We start from the raw sequence: 6,128 nt of genomic DNA on the forward strand, positions 1-6,128 counted from the left end.
TGGCATGATCGAATTGCGCCACCTGACCAAGTCGTACCCCACGCCGCACGGACGGCGCTATGTTTTCCGCGACCTGAACTTCATCTTCCCCGAGGGAGCCAATATCGGCCTCATCGGCCCCAACGGTGCGGGCAAGTCCACGCTGATGCGCCTGATCGGCGGCATCGACGCGCCGGACTCGGGAGCCGTCGTCACCCATGCCCGTATCTCCTGGCCGGTGGGCTTGTCTGGCGGCTTCCAGGGCTCGCTCACTGGGCGTGACAACGTGCAGTTCGTCTGCCGGCTCTATGGCGCCAGCGGCGAGGCCCTGCGCGAGAAGGTTCGCTACGTGCAGGACTTCGCCGAGATCGGCGAGTACTTCGATCTGCCAGTGAAGTCTTATTCCTCGGGCATGCGTTCGCGCCTGGCCTTTGGCCTGAGCATGGCCTTCGACTTCGACTACTACCTCATCGACGAGGTCATGGCCGTGGGCGATGCGCAGTTCAAGCGCAAATGCCAAGACGTTTTCAAAAGCAAGCTCGAGCGTTCACGCATCATCCTTGTCTCGCATAACATGCGTGACATTGCCCAGTACTGCCATGTCGTTGTGTTGGTACGTCAAGGGCAGGCGATGCTTTATTCCGATGTGCAACAAGGCATTGCTGCCTATCAGGCGGCGGCAACGGCGCCTTCACTCCCACAACAACACGCTGCATGAATAAGGTGATCGCCATATTGACGCCAACGCGACTCGCGTTGTTGCTCATCGCCGCACCCATGGTGCTGGCTTCGGTGTACTTCGGCACTTTGGCGGCCGATCGCTACGTCAGCGAATCCATCATCACGGTGCGACAAGCAAACCAGGGAAGCTCGCCCGTGCCTGGGGCCGCATTGATGCTCGCCGGCATCACACCGCCGTCGCGTGAGGACACCCTTTACCTGCGCCAGTTCATTCATTCGTTGGCCTTGCTCAACAAGCTGGACGCCGAACTCGGTCTGCGTACCCACTTCGAATCGGAAACCCTCGATCCCTTCTATCGCTTGTGGAGCGACACCAGTCAGGAAGATTTCCTCGAGTACTACCGAGCCCGCGTCGAAGTGCTCTATGACGATGTGGCCGCTTTGCTCACCGTGCGAGTGCAAGGCTTTGAGCCCGAGTTCGCTCAACAGTTGAACGCGGCGATTCTGCGCGAGAGCGAAGCCTTCGTGAACGCTTTCTCGCAGCGAATTGCCCGCGAGCAGATGCAGTTTGCCGAAACCGAGCTCGCCCGTGCCGCCGAGCGCTTGCAGACGGCCAAGGCCGCTGTTCTTGAATTCCAGCGTCAGAACCGCCTGCTCGACCCTCTGGCTCAGGCGCAAGCCAGCGGTGCCTTGGTGGCTGAGCTGCAAGCCAGCCTGGCCCGCCGGGAAACCGAGCTGCGCGCCCTACGCAGCTATCTCAACGAAGACTCCTTCCAGGTGCAGGCTTTGAGGAATCAGGTGCAGGCCACGGCCAAGCAACTGGAAGCCGAGCGCCGCCGTGCCACCCAGGGAAGCAACAACGAGCGTCTGAACGAACAGGCCGCTCGCTTTCAAGATCTGACCTTGCAGGCCGGCTTTGCTGAGGACGCCTACAAGCTGGCGCTCAGTGCCGTCGAGAACGCCCGCATCGACGCCACGCGCAAGCTCAAGAGCTTGGTCGTGGTCGAACCGCCGGGGTTGCCGCAGAAGGCCATTTACCCGCGGCGTGTCTACAACCTCATCACGCTGCTCGTCGTGTGCTGCCTTTTATATGGTGTTACCCGTTTGATCGTAGCCACCATCCGCGAACACTTGGATTGACTTCACCACGATGCGCCAAGCCTTCATCTCCTTGCTGGCCGCTATGCCGCTGATGGCTCAGCCCCAGTCTCTGCGTGAGCCGGTCAACACCGGACCGCGCGGAGCCACTGAGCTGGCTCCGATGCAACAGCGCGCCGTGGTGGCCCCCCCTGCCACCCCCACTGCCGCCGGCCAGGGCACGGCCGCCGGCACCGGCGTGACCGCCCCGCTGCCGCCCAACCCGCTCACCGCCGCGCAGCCGGTGATGTTCGGCTCGCAGATCTTCACCGGCCGCTTTGGCGCGGTGCCCTTCGCCGGCTTCAACCCCAACTACCAGATCGCCATCGGCGACCAGGTGACCGTGCGCATGTGGGGCGGCTTCAACTTCGACGCCACCCAGCCCGTGGATGCCCAGGGCAACATCTTCATCCCCAACGTGGGGCCCATCCGCGTGCTGGGCGTGCGCAACCAGGAACTCAACGAGCTGGTCGAATCACAGGTCAAGCGCGTGTTCCGTGCCAACGTGGGCGTGTATGCCTCGCTGGCAGCGGCCCAGCCCGTGAAGGTGTACGTCACCGGCTTCGTGCGGGCGCCGGGCCTGTACGGGGGCCTGAGCAGCGACTCGGTGCTGTACTACCTCGACCAGGCCGGCGGCATCGACCCCGACCGCGGCAGCTACCTCGAAGTGGACGTGCTGCGCGGCGGCCAGGTGCGTGCGAAGTTCAACCTCTACCGCTTCTTGCTGGACGGGCAGATCGATCACGTGCAGCTTCAGGACGGCGACACCATCGTGGCCTACCCGCGCAAGCACACCGTGCAGGTGGGCGGCGAGGTGCTCAACCCCTACATCTTCGAGTTCACCAAACCGGCTGTGCCCGCCGGCGAGCTGCTCGCCATCGCCCGCCCGCGGCCCGGCGCCACGCACCTGAGCATCGTGCGCAAGATCGGCGCCGAGCGTCGCAGCGAATACCACGCGCTGGAAGCGGCCGCGCAGGTGATGATCCAAGACGGCGACGAAGTCACCGTCACCTCCGACAAATACCCAGGCACCATCCTCGTGCGCATCGAGGGCGCCCACCTGGGCGAGCGCAGCCTGGTATTGCCCTATGGCGCCCGACTGAAAGACGCCCTGGCCCGCCTGAAGCCCGCGCCCCAGGCCAACGTGGCCGGCATCCAGCTTTACCGCCGCTCGGTGGCCACGCGGCAGAAAGAAATGCTCGACGCTTCGCTGCGCAGCCTCGAAACCTATGCCCTCACCGCCCGCAGCGCCACCAGCGAGGAAGCCGCGCTGCGCACCCGCGAGGCCGAGCTCATCCTGCAGTTCATCGACCGCGCCCGCAGCGTGCAGCCGCGCGGCCAGGTCATCCTGGCCCAGCGCGACCAGGCCCCCGACACCCTGCTGGAAGACGGCGACATCATCCGCGTGCCCGAGACCAGCAACCTCGTCCTCGTCAGCGGCGAGGTGCTCTTCCCCAACGCGCTGGTGTACGAGCCTCAGGCCACGGTGGACGACTACGTGCAACGCGCCGGCGGCTACAACCAGGGCGCCGACAAGGCCCGCCTGATCGTGCTGCGCCAGGACGGCAGCGTGGTGCCCGGCACCGAGGTGGCCCGCCTGCAACCAGGCGACGAGATCATGGTGCTGCCCAAGATCGAGACCAAGAACGTCGAGATCACCCGCGGTATCACCCAGATCCTGTACCAGATTGCTGTGTCGGCCAAGGTGCTGCTCGGGCTTTGAGGGTGTTTGCATGACCGCAGCCGTGGTGACTGCCGACCACCCGGTGTCTTCGGGAGCGGGTGTGCAGCATGTGCCCATCACCTATCGCGGGTGGGTGGGCGTGCCCGTGCACAACCCCGGGACGCTTCCCGCGACCGTCCTGGTCGAACTGCAGGCCAAAGAGGGCCCGGGCCTGCAGTGGCAGGCCCTGTCGCTCCAGTGTCCGGTGGCGCCTGGCTCGGGGTGTCTGTGGCTCTACGTTGGGCGCGACATCGAGGCCTTGACCTTGCGCGTCACCGAAGGGCTGACCGTGAGCCCCGAGCAAGGCCAGCCCGCCGAGCAGCCGCCTGCGCAGGCCTGGGTGCACTCACGCTGCCGCACCGTGGCTCTGCTGCACCGCCTCGGTGTGAAGCAGCTGTTCGGGATCGAGCTCACCGACGACGAGCGCTGGCCGCTGCGCTGCGTTGACAACGACCCGCAGATTCGCCTGGCATTGCCGCCAAGGCGTGGGCGATACCGCGTGATGCTCCACATCGAATCAGAAACCACTGCGCCGTCGCCCACGGTCTATTGCCACGATGGCACCGGGTATAGCGCGCTGAGAGCCACGCCGATGGGCCGGCTTGCCACGGGCATCTGGGTGGCTGAAGTGGACCTGTCGCGGGTCGCCAAGGGCTTGCGCATCGATCCCATGGACGCGCCAGGCCGTTTCCGGCTGGACCACCTGGGCCTCGAACCCGTGCACGCCGCTTTGGCCGGCAGCCGGTGGCGCCGGGCCACTCACTGGGTCCGGCGCTTGGTCGGCCGTTGGACGATCGACGACCTGCACATCGAGCACGACCTTTGCACCCTGGAGCCGACGGGTCGGCGCTTCCAGGCCATCGGGCCCGACCCGCGCCTGCGACTCTCGGCCCGCCTGCCCGCCGGCTGGTACATGGCCGAGGTCAGCCTGGAGCTGCCCGGGGCCCGCGCCGATGCCTGCTTCTACATCGACACGGGCGCAGGCGAGGACGAAGCCAGCGCCATGCTGCTGCCGCTGCGCTCAGGCCAGCTCGCCAAGCGGCTGCTTCACCTGCCCGCCCCGGCGCGCCTGCGCTTCGACCCGATGACCCGTCCCGGCCCCTTCCGGGTCGAGCACTTCGCGCTTGTCAAGGTGACCGAGTCCTTCGCCCGCAGCCGCATGGAGCGCAAGCTGCGCAACCGTCATCCGCGCTACCGCTCGCGCTTGGCATCGGGGCCGCAGGGGGCCATCGCACTGCCCCAGGCCATGGACGCGCTTTGGGCGGCCTATGCCTCGCTGTTCGAGCGTAGCGGCGCGGCCCCGGTGAGCTACGCGCAGTGGATCGACGAGGTCGAGACCCCGGGCCTGCCCAGCCCCGCCGAACAAGAAGCGATCGCCAGCCGCTGGACCTACCGCCCCCGGTTTTCGGTGGTGTTGCCCGTGTGGAACACCCCGCCCGAGCTGTTGCGAGCCTGTTTGGACAGCGTGCAGGCCCAGACCTACCCCGACTGGGAACTGTGCATCGCCGACGATGCATCCACCGACCCCGCCGTCCATGAGGTGCTGCGCGCCTACCAGGCCCGAGACGAGCGCATCCGGGTCGTCTTTCGCCCCACCAACGGCCACATCGTCGCGGCCAGCAACACCGCGCTGGCGCTGGCCAGCGGCGACTTTGTCGTGCTGCTCGACCACGACGACCTGCTCGCGCCCCACGCCTTGTTTGCCGTGGCCCAGGCCCTGCAGGGGCGGCCCAGCGCCCAGATTCTCTACAGCGACGAAGACAAGCTCGACGACACCGGCCAGCGCTGCGACCCCTACTTCAAGCCCGACTGGTCGCCCGACCTGCTCTATTCGCAGAACTACATCTCGCATCTGGGCGTGTACCGGCGCGACCTCGTCCAGCGCGTGGGTGGCTTCCGCGAAGGCTTTCAAGGCAGCCAGGACTACGACCTCGTGCTGCGCTGCGTGGCCGAAGTGGCCGACCCGCACGACATCGTCCACATTCCCCAGGTGCTCTACCACTGGCGCATGACGCCCGGCTCCACCGCCCGCGGCCACGACCAGAAGGACTACGCCAGCGAGGCCGGCCGTCGCGCCCTGCAAGACCACTTCGATACCCACCACCCCGGTGTGAGCGTCAGCGTCGTGGCCCCCGGCATCTACCGGCACCGCTGGCCGCTGCCCGAGCCCGCGCCCCTGGTGAGCCTGATCGTGCCCACGCGCGACCGCATCGATGTGCTACGCACGTGTATCGACTCCCTCCTGCAGCGCACCACTTACCCCCACTTCGAGGTGCTGGTGGTGGACAACCAGTCCACCTGCCCCGACACCCTGGCCTACCTGGCGGCGCTGGCCCGCGGTGACCACGGCGGCGGCCGCGTGCGCGTGCTGCCCTACGACCACCCCTTCAACTACTCGGCCCTCAACAACTTCGCCGCGGCCCAGGCGCGCGGCACGGTGCTCGGCCTCATCAACAACGACATCGAAGTCATCACCCCCGATTGGGCACTTCGCATAACCCCATTTCCGAAGGCTGAACCGGCATGAGGGCGCTCGCGTCGTTCAGTTCGGGGTTCTCGGTGCCGCTCAGGCCCCGTCATCGCAGCCTTGGCGGGCGCCCGAGGCCCT

The 6,128-nt window shown here is 66.7% G+C and carries 4 protein-coding genes; all 4 read left to right on the top strand.

Going from position 1 to position 6,128, the window contains the following annotated elements:
- Positions 1 to 4 precede the first annotated feature (4 nt).
- The 4 genes from AC1ECW_RS03240 to AC1ECW_RS03255 are packed head-to-tail and all read left to right on the top strand — an operon-like array spanning position 5 to position 6,047.
- Positions 5 to 697, top strand: a complete 693-nt coding sequence (locus AC1ECW_RS03240; RefSeq protein ID WP_481201201.1) for an ABC transporter ATP-binding protein — start codon at positions 5 to 7, stop codon at positions 695 to 697.
- The gene (locus AC1ECW_RS03245; protein ID WP_481201202.1) at positions 694 to 1,800 is read left to right on the top strand and encodes a KpsE/RkpR family capsule polysaccharide export protein; all 1,107 of its coding nucleotides are present in this window, start codon (positions 694 to 696) and stop codon (positions 1,798 to 1,800) included. Before AC1ECW_RS03240 ends, AC1ECW_RS03245 begins: the two co-directional genes overlap by 4 nt.
- Before the next feature lie 10 nt (positions 1,801 to 1,810).
- On the top strand, positions 1,811 to 3,520 hold the full coding sequence (locus AC1ECW_RS03250; protein WP_481201203.1) for a polysaccharide biosynthesis/export family protein: 1,710 nt from the start codon (positions 1,811 to 1,813) through the stop codon (positions 3,518 to 3,520).
- Positions 3,521 to 3,530: 10 nt separating this feature from the next.
- A complete protein-coding gene (locus tag AC1ECW_RS03255; RefSeq protein WP_481201204.1) occupies positions 3,531 to 6,047 on the top strand; it encodes a glycosyltransferase family 2 protein in 2,517 nt (838 codons plus the stop codon).
- Positions 6,048 to 6,128: the final 81 nt, after the last annotated feature.

It is taken from the genome of Caldimonas hydrothermalis (assembly GCF_056746695.1).

Bases quoted from the DNA above. Each gene is read 5' to 3' on its own strand.
- AC1ECW_RS03240 (WP_481201201.1), top strand. From the start codon at position 5: ATGATCGAATTGCGCCACCTGACCAAGTCGTACCCCACGCCGCACGGA.
- AC1ECW_RS03255 (WP_481201204.1), top strand. From the start codon at position 3,531: ATGACCGCAGCCGTGGTGACTGCCGACCACCCGGTGTCTTCGGGAGCG.
- AC1ECW_RS03250 (WP_481201203.1), top strand. From the start codon at position 1,811: ATGCGCCAAGCCTTCATCTCCTTGCTGGCCGCTATGCCGCTGATGGCT.
- AC1ECW_RS03245 (WP_481201202.1), top strand. From the start codon at position 694: ATGAATAAGGTGATCGCCATATTGACGCCAACGCGACTCGCGTTGTTG.